Origin of the sequence: Xanthomarina spongicola (assembly GCF_003148645.1) — a bacterium.
In the GTDB taxonomy this organism is placed as follows: Bacteria; Bacteroidota; Bacteroidia; order Flavobacteriales; family Flavobacteriaceae; genus Xanthomarina; species Xanthomarina spongicola.
Window position 1 is genome coordinate 639,184 of sequence record NZ_QGGP01000001.1, and the last position, 18,779, is coordinate 657,962.

Genomic DNA, 18,779 nt, shown 5'->3' on the forward strand with positions numbered 1-18,779 from the left:
AAATAGATTACTAAATTTAATGCATCTAATATACTAAAATGCTATTCAAGAAATCTCTTATTCTTATCGTTTTTATAAGCGTTATTGTTAGCTGTGCTGAAAATCATCCAGAAGCAATTTCACCTCAAATAATTTCTATTCTACAAGAGCAAGTTTTAACAAAAGGTGTTTTTATTTTGGATAATGAAAGTGGTTTACAATTTGATACTGCGTTTAAAGTTTCAGCAGCATTTCTGAAAGCTTTTATTCAACAAGGAAGTAATCTCGTTTTAAAGGAAAACAATACCATTGTTTTTATAAAAGAAGAAAGAATTAAAAGTGACGAAGGTTATGTGTTGAATATAACACCAACTCAAATTGAAATTAAAGCAAATAAGTCGATAAATAATAATTCCAAACTACGGAACTATCCAAGAATACAAACAAGGTTCTGGACGTAATGCTTGGACCTTTATTGATGAAATAATAATTGATTAAGATGATATTAGAAATCTGTGCCAATTCCTTTCAATCTGCTAAAAATGCTCAAGAAGCAGGAGCACATCGCATAGAGTTATGTTCGGAACTTTCAGTAGGTGGCATCACTCCAAGTTATGGATTGATTAAAAAAGTTATTGAAGAATTACACATAGAAACCTTCGTGTTAATTCGTCCTAGAAGTGGAAATTTCACCTATTCCAAAGAAGAATTCGAAATCATTAAACAGGACATTCAAATCTGTAAAAATTTAGGATGTGCTGGTATTGTTTCAGGTGTTTTAAAGGAAGACAATACCTTGGATGAAGAAAGAACCAAGATTCTTATTGAACTTTCAAAACCATTAGCATTTACCTTTCATCGCGCTTTAGATTGCGTGCCTAATCCCATAAAAACATTAGAGCAATTAATAAATTTGGGAGTCGATAGAATTTTAACTTCAGGACAAGAACCTTCAGCCGAAAAAGGTTTGGAACTTTTAAAGAAACTTAAAGAAAAAGCAAGAGATAAAATCACCATTCTTCCAGGTGGTGGCATTACACCTAAAAATGCTCTTTTGTTTAAAGAAGCAGGATTTACTGAAATTCATGCCTCTGCATCTCAAGTAATTTTAACTAAAAGCAAGTGCGATTATTTTGGTGAAACAGCACAAACGATTTCATGTTTAGATACAATTACTGATATTTTAAAAGTCATTAAAAAATAAAAGCTTATTTCTTATTTAGCCAAGCCAAAAGATTTACAATTGAAACAGGAAGCTATTCAGAAAAAAGTGACAAAGACTGCAAGCGAATTTAAAATTGAACTCATCTCTACAGTCCTTCAAAAAGATGTCTTCTTATTTTGTAATGAAACCGGTCGCTTTTCCGACAACTATTTTGATTTATTGCCAAACATGAAGAAAGTTGTTGATTTTGAAACAACTCACACTGAAAATATCCTTTTTAAAACTAAAAGTGTTAACAGTTTAATAAGACAATAAATTAATTGGATTACTTATCTTTAACACCAAATAAAACCTTATGTCTCGCTGGATTATTTTTGCCATTATTTATATATTTTTAGTGGTTTATGGCTATCAAGCTATAAAAACTCTCACTAAAAATAAATGGATATATGCTATTTTTATTGGTCTTGCCTTACTGGTTGTAGGTAATTTTGTGTTTGAGTTTACTATTGCTTCAAATAGTCGTGTATTATCTCAGCCTAAAAGTGAGGCTTTCGGGTTTCTTTTGGCCTTTATGTCTTTTAGTTTGGTAATTGCGCCTATTCTATTTAGTGAAGATATTGTTCGATTTTTTGCTGGGTTATATCATAAATTTTCACCTTCAAAAAAGAATTTCCATGTGCCTTCAAGAAGAAAATTTATTAGTCAAATAGCTCTTGGATTAGCAGCTATTCCGTTCTCTTCTTTGTTATATGGTATGTATAAAGGAAAATACGATTTTAGAGTTTTAAAATATACGTTACATTTTGACGATTTACCACAGGCATTTGATGGTTATAAAATTACTCAAATTAGTGATATTCATTCTGGGAGTTTTGACGATAAAGAGAAAATTGAATACGCAGTAAATTTAGTGAATGAACAAAAATCTGATGCTATATTTTTTACTGGAGATATGGTAAATAATAAGGCCTCAGAAATGATTCCTTGGAAAGACGTTTTTGGCAAATTAAAGGCTACTGATGGTAAGTATTCTATTCTTGGGAATCATGATTATGGAGATTATGTTGAATGGGATAGTAATGAAGCTAAACAAAATAATTTAGAAGAATTAAAACAAATTCAAAAAGAAATAGGGTTTGATTTACTTTTAAATGAAAGCCGTTTCATTGAAAAAAATGGTGAACGCATTGCACTAGTTGGTGTAGAGAATTGGGGAAGAGGTCCGTTTAAAAAAGCAGGAGATTTAAAGAAAGCAGCCAAAAATATAGATGAAGAAGATTTTAAAATTTTAATGAGTCATGATCCTTCACACTGGGAAGATGTGGTTGTAGATGATATCTATAAATATCAGCTTACATTGAGTGGACATACACATGGTATGCAATTTGGAATTGAAATTCCAGGTTGGATTAAATGGAGTCCAATTAAATGGCGTTATAAATATTGGGCTGGTATTTATAAAGAAATGGGACAGTATATAAATGTAAATAGAGGTTTTGGATATCTTGGTTATCCTGGAAGAGTTGGAATTTGGCCAGAAATAACCGTTATAGAGCTTAAAAAAGGTAAGGATTTAGTATAAATATAAGATTGCTATAATCATACATATTATTTGTGTATATTTATATTATTGATTGCTGAAACTTGCTATTTATAAGGTATATATACAAAATATGAAAAAAATACGTAGGTTTGTATATATTCGTTTGACTTAAAACTTTAAAAGTATGTCAAAATTTGGGGAACTTATAGATGTAGAAATTCCTGTGTTACTAGATTTTTTTACCGAATGGAATGATCAATCTACTGCCATGCATCCTGTTCTAAGAGATGTAGCAGCTGCATTAGGCGATAAAGCAAAAGTTATAAAAATTGATGTAGATAAAAATAAAGAGTTAGCCGAAGCTCTTAGAGTAAAAGGCTTACCAACATTAATTATTTATAAAAATGGCGAAATGAAATGGCGCCATAATGGTGAGCAAGATGCCAATACTCTAATTGGAATTATTCAAGAGTATATTTAAATAGTTAAAGATTTAAAAGTATATCCTTTATTGCTAAAATATTCTAAAGTTTTTGGTAAGGCATACATCATGTTTTCTGATGCCTTCTCACTATCATGAAAAACAACAATACTTCCATTGCCAGCATTATTTATTACATTCTTTAGGCTAGATTTTTTATTTGTTCTAGCACTCCAATCTATAGCTAACACATGCCACATAATTATATTGTAACCTAAATTTATTAATTCGCGACCTTGCTTTTTTGTTATTTGCCCATAAGGAGGACGAAAGAGATTACAGGTTTTAGTTTGTTGATTGTTTAATTCAGATTTTAGAAGTTGAAAATTAATAATTTCCTGAGCCTGTTTAACATTCTCTAAATATGCTTTAGTGGGAGATTTTAAGCCATTTGGATGGTTGAAGGTATGGTTGCCTATAACATGCCCTTTTTTTATTATATCCTGAAAAATTTCTGGATGTTTCTGCACATTGTCTCCTGTACAAAAAAACGTAGCCTTAGCATTAAACTGGTTTAATATATCTAGTGTCCAATTAGTAATTTTTGGAGTTGGACCATCATCAAAAGTGAGATAAATAACTTTTTCATCAGAAGACATATTCCAGATATATTTTGGAAACAGTTTTCTTACAAAGAAAGGAAGCTTTGCTGGAATAAATTCCATATGGTTTAGTTATTTAAATCTAAAAGTAAACTATCTAATTCTTTTTCTTGAATTATATCTGGATTAGATTCTGGTACAGTTTCTTCTTCCATACCTTCATAAAAATGACTAAATAAGTTTAAATAATTTGTAAAGATAATAGTTTCGTCTTTATAGAAAGGCTTATCGTAATCCTGTAATACATCCAAAATTCCTTTGTAACGCTCAATATCTGTTAGAATATCTTCTATAAGTCTGTATTGACTTTCTACATCTAATTTACTAAAATACGTTAGGTTCTCTTGATATTTTTTAGAAACATCTTTATAAAGTTTTTGAGCTTTCTCATTAGACCCAACTTCGTAATAAGCACCAATATAAGGCTCTAATAAAGTGTAATAACCAAACTGTTCTACAGGCATATTATCCATGGCTATGTCTGCAATTTCTTCAGCTTTCGTTAGCTCTTCTTCATTTATTAATTGCTCTACTAATCTGGCTAAATTGCCTCTATAGGTAATAGAGTTTTTACGTGTTTCAGTATCGTGATAGATATCTGTATCTCCACTATTTCCCCAATCCCATTTTACTACTTTATTATACATTAAATCGCTATCTACTCGTCCCATATCAAACGGATTGGCTCTATCAACTGGTGTTTTAATAGGAACTAATTTATAACACATACCATCTAATTGTAAATAGTCCTTCATCCAGATATAGTCTTCATCACCAAAGGCACCACCTGTAAAATAAATTGGACGTTTCCAATCGTTATTTGCAACAATATCTAACATCAACAATCTGTTTTTGTAAATAGCATTATCTGTTATTGTAATGTCTAAATAATCCACCATTTCTTCAGCATCTTTTTCTCTAACAATACCAGATGCCAAAGCGTTTTCTTTATTAACTGGAATTCTTACATTTTCAACTGGAAAATAATTTGAGTTTACAAGTTGTGATGGATAAAAACTTGGGTCATCTCCCTGTTGTTGCAAAATATATTTAAATTTAGTTTTAGGATTTTCGCTAGATACAAAACTTAAAAAGTCTTTTATCTCCATAGTATCTCTAGAAACTAATCTTTTCATGATGTAATCTCTCGTACCATATCTATATTGATCATGTGTTAGTTGCGAAGGAATTGGATCGCTTTCATAAGCCTTACGTTTCATTTGGTCTATATACCAATCTGTTTGAAACAAGCTTGTGTTAACTACTCTAACATCTGTTCTATAACCTTCAATTTCTTGAGCATACCAAAGAGCAAATGTATCGTTATCTCCAATGGAGAAAAGAATTCCGTTTTCATCGCAAGAATCTAAATATTTTTTTGCCATTGCTCTGGCAGTATATTTTCCAGATCTATCATGATCATCCCAATTGTTAGAGACTAAAATACCTGGCACTAAAATAAAGCAAGCTAAAGTAACTGCAGGTGCTAAAAACTTAGAGGAGGTATATTTATTGAATATCTCATATAAAGAAAATACACCAAACCCAATCCAGATGGCAAATACATAAAATGAACCAACAACAGAATAATCTCTTTCTCTTGGTTCAAAAGGTCTCACATTGGTGTAAAACTGAATGGCTAATCCTGTAAATAGGAAAAACACCATCATAGTCCAAAATAATTTTTTGTCTTTTTTATATAAAAAGAAGAGCCCAATTAGTCCTAAAATTAAAGGTAAAAAATAATAGGTATTTCTTGCTTTATTGTTTTTTACATCGCTTGGTAAGTTGTCTTGCGAAAAGCCTAAATGCCATTCGTCTATAGGTTTTATACCACTTAGCCAATTACCATGATTGTCATATCTTCCTTGAATATCATCTTGTCTACCAGCAAAGTTCCATAAAAAATATCTCCAGTACATATATCCTAACTGGTATTCTAACATGTAGGCAATATTACTTCCTAAAGAAGGTTTTTCAACATCTATATATTGTCCAAATTGTTTCAGAAAATTATGATAATCTTCATAATCAACAGCACCTTGAGCCACATCGCTTTTGAAATCTGAAATTGCTTTTCGCAACTCATTTTCCATTTGGTAATCGGGTTTTAATTTGAAATCTAAAAACCCAGAAAACAGCATATAGTTTTCGGCATTTTCCTGACTCCACATTCTTGGTAATATGGCTGCATGTTCATGATTATAATTTTGCTTGGCGTTTTTCCAATCATTTACAATAACATATTTTCCTGTTTTAAGATCCTTTTCATAATTTGGTTTATCGTCTACATAAGGCTCGTTTTCATCTAATCCAGAGTATTGATCGGTAAATAATGGTCCATAAAACAAATGTGTTTCTGGATATTGTTCTAGGTTATAATATGCTAATAATTCTCTAGCATCAGATGGGTCATTTTCGTTAATTACTACATTAGCATTCGCACGAATTGGTAACATGAGCCAAGAAGAAAATCCGATGAAAATAAAGAGCAAGCATAATATACCAGTATTTAAATGTTTATAATTTTTGTCTCTGGTATATTTAATACCAAAATAAAAAGCAGCAATTAAAACAAGACCAGCTATAACGGTTCCAGAATTAAAAGGCAATCCAATTGAGTTCACAAAAAAGATTTCGAATGCGCTAAATATTTTTAATGCATTTGGCAATAAGAGTTTAAAAATAAATAGTAGGATGGCTACTGAAACTACATTTGCTATAATAAAATTTTTAACTGTAATGGTTTTGTAGTTTTTAAAGTAATAGATTAAACCAATAGCAGGAATTGTTAAAAGTCCCATAAAGTGGACTCCAAAAGAAAGTCCGATAATAAAAGCAATAAGAATTAGCCATTTATTTCCACGAGGCTTATCCATGTCTTCTTCCCAGCGTAATCCTAAGTAGAATAATACAGACATAATTAAGGTTGCCATGGCATAAACTTCAGTTTCTACAGCATTAAACCAAAAAGAATCTGTAAAAGCAAATGCTAAACTTCCAACTAAAGCACTACCAAGAACAGCTACTTTTTTAGAATGAGTGAATTCGCCATTCATTTTTACTATTTTTTTAAGTAGTAAAGAAATGGTCCAAAACATAAATAAAATAGTAAATGCACTAGCAACAGCACTCATTAAATTCATTACTAAACCAATTTGGCTAGGCTCTAAAGCAAACATAGAAAAGAATGCGCCAAACATCTGAAACAGTGGTGCTCCAGGTGGATGGCCAACCTGTAATTTTGAGGATGTTAAAATATATTCTCCAGCATCCCAGAAGCTTACTGTTGGTTCTACGGTTAAGCTATAAGTTATTAATGCAATTAAAAAGGAGAACCATCCAAGAAGGGTATTCCATTTTTTAAAGCTGAAATGTGTCATAAAATCTATGTTTGTTAGAAGAAGCGAATTTAACAATAAATATGATATCAGAAATATTTTTAAGGAAACGTTAAGTATTTTGATGATTTTTTCTTTAAAAAATACTTGTGCAAACAAAATTTTGTTTTAAATTTGCCACCTCAATACCAGAATGGCCCATGGTGTAACTGGCAACACGTTGGTTTTTGGTACCAAAGAGTCTAGGTTCGAGCCCTAGTGGGCCAACAAAAAAAGCCTTTCAATTTATTTTGAAAGGCTTTTTTGTATTTTATAGAATATTATATTTTAAAGGTAATAACAGGTCTTTTTGCGTGATTTACTAAATCTTCACTAATACTGCCATTAAGAAAATGGGCAATTCCTTGTCTGCCATGAGTGCTAATACCAATTAAATCTGCGTTTATAGAATGCGAAAAGCTTAAAATTCCTTTTTCTACATTCTCATCATTATAAATATTGATGGTATAATTAGTAAAATCGTTCCCTTTAATAAAATCTGAAATTCTAGACTTTGCTTTTTCAGTTGTTGTAAAATTGTTTGCAGTATTAACCATTAACAAATGTATTTTAGCATCAAAAGCTTTAGCTATTTCGGTTGCTTGCTTATAAGTCTCTTTACTATCATTCTTAAAATCTGAAGCAAATACAAATTCATTAATATCAAAATTTAGATGTTCATTTTTTATAACTAGAACTGGAACTTCAGAAGTACGAACCACTTTTTCAGTATTCGAGCCAATAAACATTTCTTTAAATCCAGTAGCTCCATGCGATCCCATGATTATTAAATCGACGTTGTTTTGTTTTGCGGTATCGGAAATTCCAGAAAAAGATTGATTAAAATCAACATTCTCATGTACTTTAATACCTTTAAGATAATCTCTGGCTAAGACGTCTTCAAACTTTTTATGAGCTAATTTCATAAAAAACACAGCTTCGGGTAATTCACTATGGCTACTTAAAGCATCTACTTGGCTTAAGGGTAGTTCTAGCAAATGTGTTAAAAATATTTCACTATTGTATTTTTTGGCTAATTGGGCAGCTACTTTTAATGCGTTTTCTGCTTCTTTAGAAAAATCAGTTGGAACTAATATTTTTTTCATAGTTGGTAGTTAAATTATCATTAGAACGTTGTCAATAAAATTAAGAATAAAAATTGACATTTCAATCATTATGTAAATCAATATAAATATTGTATATTTGCAGCGTTGTAAGAATTAAGAGATATGAGGGGACGGAAAGTCCCCTCTTTTTATACAAAAAAATGTTTAGAACAACTGTTGAAAATTTATTAAACGAAGGGTTAGAGCAAAAACAGCATCTGTTTTTAATTGACTTTTCAATATCCGAAGACAATGCTATTAAAATAGTTATTGATGGAGATAATGGTGTAACTGTAGAGGACTGTATGTTTATTAGTCGTGCTATAGAGCATAATTTAGATAGAGAAGAAATAGACTTCTCTCTAGAAGTAGCATCATCTGGAGCAACAGCTCCTTTAGTAAATACAAGGCAGTACAAGAAAAATATTGGTAGAACTTTAGAAATAAAAACTACAGATAAAGTTATAGAAGCAAATCTTATAAATGCAACAGATAAAAACATTAAAGTTCAGTGGAAATCGAGAGAGCCTAAACCCATTGGTAAAGGTAAAATTACTGTTCAAAATGAGGCTGAAATTGCCTACGAAAATATTGTAGAAGCAAAAGTTATGATAAAATTTTAATTCAATAGAGATATGGAAAATCTTGCGTTAATTGATTCTTTTTCGGAATTTAAAGACGATAAATTAATAGATCGTGTAACGTTAATGGCGATTCTTGAAGATGTGTTTAGAAATGCCTTAAAAAAGAAATTTGGAGACGACGATAATTTTGACATTATTATTAATCCAGATAAAGGAGATTTAGAAATTTGGAGAAATAGAGTTGTTGTTGCAGATGGTGAAGTAGAAGAACCTAATCAAGAAATTTCTTTAACAGAAGCTCGTAAAATAGAACCTGATTTTGAAGTAGGTGAAGATGTGTCTGAAGAAGTAAAACTTATAGACCTTGGTCGTCGTTCAATTTTAGCATTAAGACAGAACTTAATTTCTAAAATCCACGAACATGATAATACGAATATCTATAAGCAATTTAAAGATTTAGTAGGTGAAATTTATACTGCAGAAGTGCATCATATTCGTCACAGAGCAGTTATTTTATTGGATGACGATGGGAACGAAATTATTTTACCAAAAGAAAAACAGATTCCATCAGATTTCTTTAGAAAAGGTGATAATGTAAGAGGTGTAATTGAAAGCGTTGAGCTTAAAGGTAATAAACCTGCAATTATTATGTCTCGTACATCTCCAGCTTTCTTAGAGAAATTATTCGAACAAGAAATTCCTGAGGTTTTTGATGGTTTAATTACAATTAAAAAAGTTGTAAGAATACCTGGAGAAAAAGCAAAAGTAGCAGTAGATTCTTATGACGATAGAATAGATCCAGTAGGAGCTTGTGTTGGTATGAAAGGATCAAGAATTCATGGCATTGTTCGTGAACTAGGAAACGAAAATATAGATGTTATAAATTACACAAACAATTTACAGCTTTTTATTACAAGAGCCTTAAGCCCAGCACGTGTTACATCAATTAAAATAGATGAAGAAACTAAACGTGCAGAAGCTATACTAAAACCAGAAGAGGTTAGTAAAGCTATTGGTCGTGGAGGACATAACATTCGTTTAGCTGGTCAATTAACAGGTTACGAAATAGATGTATTTAGAGAAGGAGCAGAAGAAGATGTTGAGTTGTCTGAATTTACAGACGAAATAGAAAGCTGGATTATAGCAGAGTTTAGCAAAGCTGGTCTTGATACTGCAAAAAGCATCCTTGAACAAGAGGTTGCAGATTTAGTAAAAAGAACAGATTTAGAAGAAGAAACAATTATTGACGTTATAAGAATTCTTAAAGAAGAATTTGAAGAATAACATATTTTTAGGTTATATTAAAGGCAATTTATGGCTGAAACTATTAGATTAAATAAAGTATTACGTGAGCTAAACATTTCTTTAGATCGTGCAGTTGAGTATTTAGATACCAAAGGCATCGAGATAGAGAAACGTCCAACTACAAAAATTTCAGACGAGGTTTACCAAGTCCTTTCAGATGAATTTCAAACAGATGCTAATAAAAAAATGGCATCTCAAGAAGTTAGTGAAGCAAAGCAAAAGGAGAAAGAAGCCTTGAAGGAACAGCGCGAACGTGAAATTGAAGAAAAAGAGAAGGAAAGAGCAAAAAGAGAAGCTATAGCTGCAGCAAAAGAAGCTGAAGTTGTAAAGGCGAAATCTACCCTTTCTGGACCAAAACAGGTTGGAAAAATAGATTTAGAGCCAAAAAAGAAAGCTGTAGAAACTCCTGAAAAGAAAGTAGAAGAAAAAGCTGTCGAAGAAAAACCTAAAGAGAAAGTTGAGGAAAAGGTTCAAGAAAAAGTTGAAGTAAAAGTTGAAGAAAAACCAACTAAAAAAGAAGAGCCTAAAACTCCTGCAAAAGAAGTGGCTCCTAAAGAGGTAGAATCAACTAAGGAAGAAACTCCAATTGAAGACGAGAAATTAAAAACGCAATACCAAAAACTTACAGGTCCAAAAATTGCTGGAGATAAAATAGATTTAACGCAATTTAATAAGCCTAAGAAGAAAAAAGAGGAAAAAAAGAAAGATGATAAAGCTGTTTCTGCTAACAAGAAAAAGCGTCGTCGTATAAGTAAAGTTGGAGCGCCTGGAACAGGAAATGCTAATGCTCCAAGAGGAGGAAACGACAGGTTTAAAGGCAAACCTGGAGCAGGAAAAGGAAGAAGAAATATAGTTAAAGAAGAGCCTAGTGAAGAAGAAGTTCAAAAACAAGTTCGTGAAACACTAGAAAAACTACAAGGAAAGTCTAATAAAGGTAAAGGTGCTAAATATCGTAGAGATAAAAGAGACCAACATAGAGAACAAACTGAAATTGATCAGAAATTAGAAGCTGCCGAAAGTAAAATATTAAAAGTAACAGAATTTGTTACGGCTAGTGAAGTAGCAACCATGATGGATGTTTCTGTTACACAAATTATTTCAGCTTGTATGTCTCTTGGAATGATGGTTACCATGAACCAACGATTAGATGCTGAAACCCTTGCCATTGTAGCAGATGAATTTGGTTACCAAGTAGAATTTGTAACATCAGATATTGAAGAGTCTATTGAAAAAGTAGAAGACAAACCTGAAGATTTAATAGAACGTGCACCAATTGTAACAGTAATGGGTCACGTAGATCATGGTAAAACATCCCTTTTAGATTACATACGTCAAGAAAATGTTATTGCTGGAGAATCTGGTGGAATTACACAACATATTGGAGCTTATGGAGTACAATTAGAAGGAGGACAAAAAATTGCCTTTTTAGATACACCTGGTCACGAAGCATTTACAGCTATGCGTGCTCGTGGTGCTCAAGTTACAGATATAGCAATTATTGTTGTAGCAGCAGACGATGATATCATGCCTCAAACTAAAGAAGCAATTGCTCATGCTCAAGCTGCAGGAGTACCTATTGTTTTTGCAATTAATAAAATAGATAGACCAACAGCAAACCCAGATAAGATTAAAGAAGGTTTAGCTAGTATGAATTTATTAGTAGAAGATTGGGGAGGTAAAATTCAATCTCATGATATTTCAGCTAAAGTTGGTACTGGAGTTAACGAATTATTAGAAAAGGTATTACTTGAAGCTGAATTATTAGAGCTTAAAGCAAATCCAAATAAAGCTGCTGTTGGAACTGTAGTAGAAGCATTCTTAGACAAAGGTCGTGGTTATGTATCTACAATTCTTGTACAAGCTGGAACTTTAAAAGTTGGAGATTATGTTCTTGCTGGAAAAAATAGTGGTAAAGTAAAAGCCATGCACGACGAACGTGGTCACGAAGTAAAAGAAGCTGGTCCATCAACTCCAGTATCTATATTAGGATTAGATGGTGCGCCTCAAGCAGGTGATAAATTTAGTGTCTTTGAAGACGAACGTGAAGCCAAACAAATTGCTACTAAACGTACACAATTACAACGTGAGCAATCAGTTAGAACGCAACGTCATATTACACTTGATGAAATTGGAAGACGTATTGCTCTTGGAGATTTCCAAGAATTAAATATTATTCTTAAAGGAGATGTAGATGGTTCTGTTGAAGCATTAACAGATTCTTTCCAGAAATTATCTACTGAAGAAATTCAAGTAAATATTATCCATAAAGGTGTAGGGCCAATTACAGAAAGTGATGTGTTATTAGCAACAGCGTCTGATGCTATTATCATCGGATTTAATGTGAGACCAATGGGTAACGCACGTCAAATAGCAGATAAGGAAGAAATCGATATTAGAATGTACTCGATTATTTACGATGCTATTAACGATCTTAAAGATGCTATGGAAGGTATGTTATCTCCAGAACTTAAAGAAGAAATTACTGGAACTGCAGAAATTAGAGAAATCTTTAAAGTTTCTAAAATTGGAAGTATTGCTGGTTGTATGGTAATTACAGGTAAAATCTTTAGAAATTCTGGTATTCGTTTAATTCGTGATGGTGTAGTTGTTTACACAGGTGAATTATCATCATTAAAACGTTTTAAAGACGATGTAAAAGAAGTTGCTAAAGGATACGATTGTGGTATGCAAATTAAAAACTACAACGATATTAAAGAAGGCGATGTTATAGAAGCTTACCATGAAGTAGAAGTTAAAAAGAAATTAAAATAATTTATAATTACACATAAAAAAACAGCGACCAATTGGTCGCTGTTTTTGGTTTTAATATTTTATGTAATTAAAATTATGCCTAACTGATCTTATACAGGTTTCTAAATTTACTTGTTTTTTTAACTTAGAATTTAATTTGACAATGTTTTTAGTTCTTTCCGTTTTCTCTTATTCGGGTAAATTCTTTTCCCATTTTTTTAGAAAAATCAGATAGTTTATCCTCATCAATTCCTGAAGGAGTTAGTACACCTGCGTTAAATAATCTCTTAACCATATATTTTTTGAATCCCATTACAGCATTTTCTTCAAAGAGAATATTGTCTAAATTATTAGCTTCATAAATTTCATAATAATTTAAACTGCCATAAACAACCCATTTGAAGTATAGAAGATTGTTTTCATTTGTGCCATTTATGTAAAAGGAACCTCTCACAGATTTGTCGTCTTCAATTATTCCAAATAGCTGATCATCAATTGTAATTACATCCTTTTTGATTTTTATATTTTGCCCATAAGCAGTGGTGACTAAAGTAAAAAGAAAGATGGATAAAGTAATTTTTATTGAATTCATAATTTATTTGTTATTTCCTATATTTGATTTTCATATGTTTCATGACATATTATGAATGCATAAAGAGTATCTAAAACACCATCAAGCCTATTCCTTCTCTTTTTTAGGCTTAAACCTAAAAGCAGTAGGAAATTTAGTTTTTACTTTTTTTAGCGCTCTATCTGCTTCCAGTCTGTCTCTAAAATTACCAACCCATATTTTGTAATTAGGAGTTTCGTATACTAATTTAGAAGGTAAGTCTATATTCAAGCTTTTAAAAGTGCTTTGTGCTTTTTCGGCTTCAGACCTATTTCCTGAATAAATTTGAATCCTATATCTATCTGAAGTGTCTTCAGATTCATTCATTTCTTTCTTTATTGCCAATAATTTATCAATATCCTTATCTTGATTAATTGTAACTGTGCCTTGTTGCCCAAAACTAAGGTTGGTTAAAAAAAGTATGCAAACAACTGTAAATGTGCTTATTTTAATGTTCAATGTTTTCATTTTCAACAATATTTAATGCAAATGTATGTCTTATAAACTAAATTTTATAGCTAATTATTATTTAGAATTCCTCTAAATTACCAATTAACACTTCTCTAACATTTTCAAAATCGACTTTAAATGTTACTTTTGCGAGAGATTTTATAATTGTATTTTTCATTCACACTAAGTGAAAAAATCATACCAAAGTTTAGACGTTAATTCAACCATTAATATGAAACAGGTGAGTAACCGTAAGTTAGGCAGAAATATTCTTAAATTAAGTTTAGTTTTTATTCTAACAATTTCAACTTCAATTTTCGCTCAAGATGGCGATCCAGAAAAAGGAAAATCTTTATTTAATGCCAATTGTGCTGCTTGTCATAAATTAGACAAGAAAATGACAGGTCCTGCTCTTCGTCATATAGAGCAACGTTTGGCAGATGAACAAGGTTTAGATAGAGAATGGCTAGCAGCCTGGATTCGTAACAGTTCAGCTTTAATTAAAGCTGGAGATGCATATGCAACTAAGATTTATGACGAGTACAGTGGAGCAGCTATGACAGCTTTTCCTCAATTATCAGACGAAGACATAAACGATCTTTTAGCTTATACAGAACAAGAAGCTGTAGTTCCTGCACAAGTTGCTGGTGCTGTTTCTTCAGGTGGACAAGCATCATCAGGGTCTGGAATTTCAAACAAAATAATTTTAGGAGCACTAGGACTGTTGTTTGCACTTTTAGCAATGGCCTTATTGTTAGTAAGACGTACATTAAATCGTTTTGCAGAGGCTAAAGGTGTAGATGTTTCTGAAACAAAAGGAACTCCTATCTGGAAGGCATTTGTTCAAAATCAATTTTTAGTTTTAGTTACTGCTATTTTCTTATTATTAGCAAGTGGTTATTATTTATATGGTTATATGATGCAAATTGGTGTGGATCAAGGATACCAACCAGTACAACCAATTCACTATTCGCATAAAATACATGCTGGAGATAATGGAATAGATTGTAAATACTGTCACTCTTCTGCAAGAGTTAGTAAAACATCTGGAATTCCATCTTTAAATGTATGTATGAATTGTCACAAATCAATTTATGAAGTTGCTGAATCTACTGCAACTGAAGAATACAGCAAAGAATTCTACGATGGAGAAATCAAAAAATTATATGCTGCAGCTGGTTGGAGTGATGAAGAACAAAAATATACTGGAGAAGAGCAACCTGTTAAATGGGTAAGAATTCATAATTTACCAGATTTCGCATATTTTAATCACTCACAACACGTAACTGTTGCAGGAATTGAATGTCAAACATGTCATGGACCTGTAGAAGAAATGGAAATAGTTTCGCAATATGCTCCATTAACAATGGGATGGTGTGTTAACTGTCACAGAGATACAAATGTGAAAGTAAAAGACAATGCTTATTATACTAAAATACATGAAGAGTTATCTAAAAAGTATGGTGTAGACCAGCTTACAGTAGCTCAAATGGGTGGATTAGAATGTGGTAAATGCCATTACTAATAATTAGATTTTAGAAATTTCCATAACAATGGAAATCACTTAAAAGAGAAACAAAAATAAATTAAGAAGTAATTCAATTATATAATATGTCATCAAACAAGAAATACTGGAAAAGTGTTGAAGAGCTAAAAGAGAATAGCTCTATTGTTGAGACGCTACAACAAAACGAGTTTGTTGAAGAGATTCCTACTGATGAGTTTTTAGGGAATAAAGAATCGTTAGAGAGCTCTAAAACAACGCGTCGTGATTTCTTAAAATATGTTGGTTTTAGTACAGCTGCTGCATCTTTAGCAGCCTGTGAAGGACCAGTTATTAAATCAATTCCTTATGTAGTGCAACCAGAAGAAATAGTTCCAGGTGTAGCAAATTACTATGCAACAACTATTGCAGATGGTTTTGATTTTGCGAGTGTATTAGTTAAAACTCGTGAAGGTCGTCCAATTAAAATTGAAAACAATACTATGGCATCCACTAATGGTGGAGCAAATGCTAGGGTAAATGCATCTGTTTTAGGATTGTACGACAGTTTGAGAATGCAAGGTCCTGTTAAAGGAGATAGTTATGTTTCTTGGGAAGATTTAAATGCTGAGGTAAGTCAAAAACTAACTGCTTTAAGTGGTTCTGGAAAGCAAATTGTTTTATTAACACAAACATTTGCTAGTCCTTCTACATCAAAATTGATAGCTGAATTCAAACAAAAATATGGTAATGTAAACCATGTTATATATGATGCTGTTTCAGAATCTGCAGCACTAGATGCTTATCAAGCAAAATATAATGAAAGAGCATTAGCTAATTACGATTTCTCTAAAGCTGAAACTATTGTTTCTGTTGGAGCAGATTTCCTTAGCGATTGGCAAGGAGGAGGGTTCGATACTGGCTATTCAGCTGGACGCATACCTACAAAAGGAAAAATGTCTCGTCACATTCAGTTTGAGTCTAATATGTCTTTAACTGGAGCTAATGCAGATAAACGTGTACCATTAAAACCAAGTCAACAAAAATTAGCTTTAGCTAAATTATATAGTGAAGTTGTAGGAGGATCTATTTCTGTAGATTTGCCAGAGCATATATTAGATGCAGTAAGCAAAGCAGCAACTCAACTTAAGAATTCAGGGAACAAAGCAGTTGTAGTTACTGGTATTCAAGATGTAAATGCACAAACAGTTGTTTTAGAAATTAATGAATATTTAAAATCTAAAGCTTTTGATGCTTCTACACCAATAAAAACAAGACAAGGAAATGATAAAAAAGTAAATACTTTAGTTGCTGATATGAAAGCAGGCAAAGTTGGCGCTATTATCATGAGTGGCGTAAATCCACTTTATACATTACCAAATGCAGCAGATTTTGCAGAAGGTTTAGCTCAAACAGATTTATCTGTTACTTTCTCAATGAAAGCAGACGAAACATCTACACAAACTCAATATATTGCTGCAGCACCTCATTATTTAGAATCTTGGGGAGACGTTGAATTGAAAAAAGGACATTTTGCATTAATGCAACCAACAATTCGTCCGTTATTCGATACAAAACAATTTCAAGACGCTTTATTAAATTGGATAGGGAACGATATTTCTTACCATGATTACATAAAACAAACTTGGAACGAAAGTATTTTAGGAGGAGCATCATTTAGTCAAGCATTACACGATGGTGTTTTTGTTTCTAACGGAAACATGACTTTAGCTACTTCAAGTGAAAGTGAAACTAACACAACTTCAGAAGATGATAAAACATTTGTTGGAGGTATTATTGAAGATGTTGCACAGGGTCTAGGAATTAAGAAAGATGATGAAATTGTTATTGAAGAAACTACTACTGCACCAGTTGCTAAAGGTGGTCAAGCTGCAAGAGCATTAGCTTCTTCAACTTTACCTGAAGGTTTTGAGTTAACATTATATACTAAAGTTGGAATGGGAGATGGTCAACAAGCCAATAACCCATGGTTACAAGAGTTTCCAGATCCATTAACAAGAACATCTTGGGATAATTATTTAACAGTTTCCATAACAGATGCAGAAGCATTAGGTCTAAGAAATGATCATAGTGCTGATGGTGGTTTAAATGGTAGCTATGCAAACGTAACTGTAAACGGAACAACTTTAGAGAATGTGCCAGTAATGATTCAACCAGGACAAGCTAAAGGATCTGTTGGTTTAGCGTTTGGTTACGGTAGAACTACTGGTTTAAAAAATGAAATGAAGACTGGTGTAAATGCTTATGTTTTATGCCAAGATTTTAATAATGTACAAAATGTAAATGTTACAGCTGCTTCAGGTATGCACGAATTTGCTTCTGTACAACTACACAACACTTTAATGGGTCGTGGAGATATTATTAAAGAAACCACTTTAGAAATTTTTAATACAAAAGATAAATCTGTTTGGAATGCTGTACCTGTTGTATCATTAAATCACGTTGATACACCAGTAAGTTCTCCTGATGTAGATTTATGGGATGAATTTGATCGTTCAATAGGACATCATTTTAATTTATCTATTGACTTAAATGCCTGTACTGGATGTGGTGCTTGTGTGATTGCTTGTCATGCAGAAAATAATGTGCCTGTTGTTGGAAAAGAAGAAGTGCGTAAAAGTAGAGATATGCACTGGTTGCGTATTGATAGATATTACTCTTCTGAAGAATCTTTTGATGGAGATAATGCTAAAAAAGAAAATATTTCTGGATTAGGAAGTTCATTAAGTGAATTTGGCGAAATGGAACAAGCTTCAGAGAATCCTCAAGTGGCATTCCAACCTGTAATGTGTCAACACTGTAATCATGCACCTTGCGAAACTGTTTGTCCAGTTGCTGCAACATCGCATGGTCGTCAAGGTCAAAACCATATGGCTTATAACCGTTGTGTAGGTACAAGATATTGTGCAAACAACTGTCCTTATAAAGTGCGTCGTTTCAACTGGTTCTTATACTCACAAAACGATGAGTTTGATTACTATATGAATGATGATTTAGGACGTATGGTATTAAATCCAGATGTTGTTGTTCGTTCTCGTGGAGTCATGGAAAAATGTTCTATGTGTATTCAAAAAACACAAAAAACCATTCTAGATGCTAAACGTGATGGACGTGAAATTAAAGATGGTGAATTCCAAACAGCATGTTCTTCTGCTTGTAGTAATGGAGCAATGGTATTTGGAGATATCAATGATAAAGACAGTAAAGTTGCAAAACTTTTAGAAGATAATCGTATGTATCATTTATTAGAAAGTGTTGGTACTAAGCCTAACGTGCAGTATCATACTAAAGTGAGAAATACAACCGAAGCATAATA

The 18,779-nt window shown here is 32.2% G+C and carries 15 protein-coding genes and 1 tRNA gene; 11 read left to right on the forward strand and 5 right to left on the reverse strand.

Going from position 1 to position 18,779, the window contains the following annotated elements:
- Window positions 1–38: 38 nt before the first annotated feature.
- From LX78_RS02870 to LX78_RS02890, 5 genes are all read left to right on the forward strand, one after another.
- Window positions 39–440: a beta-N-acetylhexosaminidase family protein gene (locus LX78_RS02870; protein WP_109681123.1), complete on the forward strand. Its 402-nt coding sequence runs from the start codon at window positions 39–41 to the stop codon at window positions 438–440.
- Window positions 441–478: 38 nt separating this feature from the next.
- A complete protein-coding gene (locus LX78_RS02875) occupies window positions 479–1,183 on the forward strand; it encodes a copper homeostasis protein CutC (RefSeq protein WP_109681124.1) in 705 nt (234 codons plus the stop codon).
- Window positions 1,184–1,222: 39 nt separating this feature from the next.
- The gene (locus LX78_RS02880; RefSeq protein ID WP_109681125.1) at window positions 1,223–1,459 is read left to right on the forward strand and encodes a glycoside hydrolase family 2 protein; all 237 of its coding nucleotides are present in this window, start codon (window positions 1,223–1,225) and stop codon (window positions 1,457–1,459) included.
- Window positions 1,460–1,499: 40 nt separating this feature from the next.
- A complete protein-coding gene (locus LX78_RS02885) occupies window positions 1,500–2,729 on the forward strand; it encodes a metallophosphoesterase (protein ID WP_109681126.1) in 1,230 nt (409 codons plus the stop codon).
- 145 nt (window positions 2,730–2,874) lie between these two features.
- Entirely contained in the window at window positions 2,875–3,171 is a 297-nt protein-coding gene (locus LX78_RS02890; protein ID WP_109681127.1) for a thioredoxin family protein, read from the forward strand.
- Here LX78_RS02890 and LX78_RS02895 read toward each other — a convergent pair.
- The gene (locus LX78_RS02895) at window positions 3,168–3,836 is read right to left on the reverse strand and encodes a polysaccharide deacetylase family protein (protein ID WP_109681128.1); all 669 of its coding nucleotides are present in this window, start codon (window positions 3,834–3,836) and stop codon (window positions 3,168–3,170) included. The genes LX78_RS02890 and LX78_RS02895 overlap by 4 nt on opposite strands.
- Before the next feature lie 5 nt (window positions 3,837–3,841).
- The gene (locus LX78_RS02900) at window positions 3,842–7,156 is read right to left on the reverse strand and encodes a glycosyltransferase family 117 protein (protein ID WP_109681129.1); all 3,315 of its coding nucleotides are present in this window, start codon (window positions 7,154–7,156) and stop codon (window positions 3,842–3,844) included.
- 152 nt (window positions 7,157–7,308) lie between these two features.
- On the opposite strand from LX78_RS02900, the gene LX78_RS02905 reads away from it, so the two are divergent.
- A tRNA-Gln gene (locus LX78_RS02905) sits at window positions 7,309–7,381 on the forward strand.
- A gap of 53 nt (window positions 7,382–7,434) precedes the next feature.
- Here the strand turns inward: LX78_RS02905 and LX78_RS02910 are convergent.
- Window positions 7,435–8,259 carry a universal stress protein gene (locus LX78_RS02910; protein WP_109681130.1) on the reverse strand — a complete coding sequence of 275 codons (825 nt, stop codon included), beginning with the start codon at window positions 8,257–8,259 and terminating at the stop codon, window positions 7,435–7,437.
- A gap of 161 nt (window positions 8,260–8,420) precedes the next feature.
- Between LX78_RS02910 and rimP the strand changes: the two genes are divergently transcribed.
- From rimP to infB, 3 genes are read left to right on the forward strand one after another with little or no spacing between them, the layout of a single operon-like run.
- Window positions 8,421–8,882: a ribosome assembly cofactor RimP gene (rimP, locus tag LX78_RS02915; RefSeq protein ID WP_109681131.1), complete on the forward strand. Its 462-nt coding sequence runs from the start codon at window positions 8,421–8,423 to the stop codon at window positions 8,880–8,882.
- A 12-nt stretch (window positions 8,883–8,894) separates the two neighbouring features.
- Window positions 8,895–10,127 (forward strand): transcription termination factor NusA, encoded by a 1,233-nt coding sequence (gene nusA, locus LX78_RS02920; RefSeq protein ID WP_109681132.1) that lies wholly within the window; start codon window positions 8,895–8,897, stop codon window positions 10,125–10,127.
- Between the two features lie 30 nt (window positions 10,128–10,157).
- The gene (infB, locus tag LX78_RS02925) at window positions 10,158–12,920 is read left to right on the forward strand and encodes a translation initiation factor IF-2 (protein WP_109681133.1); all 2,763 of its coding nucleotides are present in this window, start codon (window positions 10,158–10,160) and stop codon (window positions 12,918–12,920) included.
- Between the two features lie 148 nt (window positions 12,921–13,068).
- On the opposite strand, the gene LX78_RS02930 is transcribed toward infB, so the two are convergent.
- Both LX78_RS02930 and LX78_RS02935 read right to left on the reverse strand, forming a co-directional pair.
- Complete coding sequence (locus LX78_RS02930) at window positions 13,069–13,491, reverse strand: hypothetical protein (protein WP_109681134.1); 423 nt, start codon at window positions 13,489–13,491, stop codon at window positions 13,069–13,071.
- 87 nt (window positions 13,492–13,578) lie between these two features.
- Window positions 13,579–13,977, reverse strand: a complete 399-nt coding sequence (locus LX78_RS02935; protein ID WP_109681135.1) for an SPOR domain-containing protein — start codon at window positions 13,975–13,977, stop codon at window positions 13,579–13,581.
- Between the two features lie 214 nt (window positions 13,978–14,191).
- Here LX78_RS02935 and LX78_RS02940 point away from each other — a divergent pair, with 214 nt between their 5' ends.
- Together LX78_RS02940 and LX78_RS02945 are read left to right on the forward strand one after the other, a co-directional pair.
- Entirely contained in the window at window positions 14,192–15,484 is a 1,293-nt protein-coding gene (locus LX78_RS02940) for a c-type cytochrome (protein ID WP_109681360.1), read from the forward strand.
- A gap of 86 nt (window positions 15,485–15,570) precedes the next feature.
- Complete coding sequence (locus LX78_RS02945; protein WP_109681136.1) at window positions 15,571–18,777, forward strand: TAT-variant-translocated molybdopterin oxidoreductase; 3,207 nt, start codon at window positions 15,571–15,573, stop codon at window positions 18,775–18,777.
- The last annotated feature ends 2 nt before the right edge of the window (window positions 18,778–18,779 follow it).

Coding starts and splice junctions, on each gene's coding strand:
- LX78_RS02870 (WP_109681123.1), top strand. CDS start 39: ATGCTATTCAAGAAATCTCTTATTCTTATCGTTTTTATAAGCGTTATT.
- rimP (WP_109681131.1), top strand. CDS start 8,421: ATGTTTAGAACAACTGTTGAAAATTTATTAAACGAAGGGTTAGAGCAA.
- LX78_RS02875 (WP_109681124.1), top strand. CDS start 479: ATGATATTAGAAATCTGTGCCAATTCCTTTCAATCTGCTAAAAATGCT.
- LX78_RS02935 (WP_109681135.1), bottom strand. CDS start 13,977: ATGAAAACATTGAACATTAAAATAAGCACATTTACAGTTGTTTGCATA.
- LX78_RS02890 (WP_109681127.1), top strand. CDS start 2,875: ATGTCAAAATTTGGGGAACTTATAGATGTAGAAATTCCTGTGTTACTA.
- LX78_RS02930 (WP_109681134.1), bottom strand. CDS start 13,491: ATGAATTCAATAAAAATTACTTTATCCATCTTTCTTTTTACTTTAGTC.
- infB (WP_109681133.1), top strand. CDS start 10,158: ATGGCTGAAACTATTAGATTAAATAAAGTATTACGTGAGCTAAACATT.
- LX78_RS02885 (WP_109681126.1), top strand. CDS start 1,500: ATGTCTCGCTGGATTATTTTTGCCATTATTTATATATTTTTAGTGGTT.
- LX78_RS02900 (WP_109681129.1), bottom strand. CDS start 7,156: ATGACACATTTCAGCTTTAAAAAATGGAATACCCTTCTTGGATGGTTC.
- nusA (WP_109681132.1), top strand. CDS start 8,895: ATGGAAAATCTTGCGTTAATTGATTCTTTTTCGGAATTTAAAGACGAT.
- LX78_RS02910 (WP_109681130.1), bottom strand. CDS start 8,259: ATGAAAAAAATATTAGTTCCAACTGATTTTTCTAAAGAAGCAGAAAAC.
- LX78_RS02940 (WP_109681360.1), top strand. CDS start 14,192: ATGAAACAGGTGAGTAACCGTAAGTTAGGCAGAAATATTCTTAAATTA.
- LX78_RS02895 (WP_109681128.1), bottom strand. CDS start 3,836: ATGGAATTTATTCCAGCAAAGCTTCCTTTCTTTGTAAGAAAACTGTTT.
- LX78_RS02945 (WP_109681136.1), top strand. CDS start 15,571: ATGTCATCAAACAAGAAATACTGGAAAAGTGTTGAAGAGCTAAAAGAG.